The organism is Vibrio sp. 10N.222.49.C9 (assembly GCF_041474985.1).
GTDB lineage: Bacteria > Pseudomonadota > Gammaproteobacteria > Enterobacterales > Vibrionaceae > Vibrio > Vibrio crassostreae_C.
This window is the reverse complement of record NZ_JBFRVD010001261.1, coordinates 1-317: the sequence shown is the minus strand read 5'-3', so window position 1 is coordinate 317 and position 317 is coordinate 1. Positions and strand designations below refer to the sequence as shown.

The 317-nt window shown below is 48.3% G+C and carries 1 pseudogene; it reads right to left on the bottom strand.

Annotated elements, in window-relative coordinates:
* Positions 1 to 90 precede the first annotated feature (90 nt).
* Positions 91 to 317: pseudogene (locus AB4585_RS27825) on the bottom strand (type II secretion system protein GspE); the annotation flags it as partial.

Below are 317 nucleotides of genomic sequence, written 5' to 3'. Positions count from 1 at the left end.
GGTGTCTTACCTGACGGGCATTATCACCTTCGATAACACCTTTTTTCTGGCGTCCTTTGACATCCAGTGCCTTGTATTCAAATGCCGCCATTACTCTTCCCTAGTCACTCGCATTACTTCTTCAAGGGTGGTCTTGCCGGCTCTCACCTTATCCAGACCATCTTGACGGATACTTGGGGTAGACGCACGAATAGCCAGTTCTATCTCTTGTTCGCTTTGCTCGCCATGGATCAGCTCTTGTACTTTTTCATCCACAACTAGCAGCTCATGGATACCTGTTCGGCCTTTGTAGCCCTTATGATTACAGTGCTCACAGC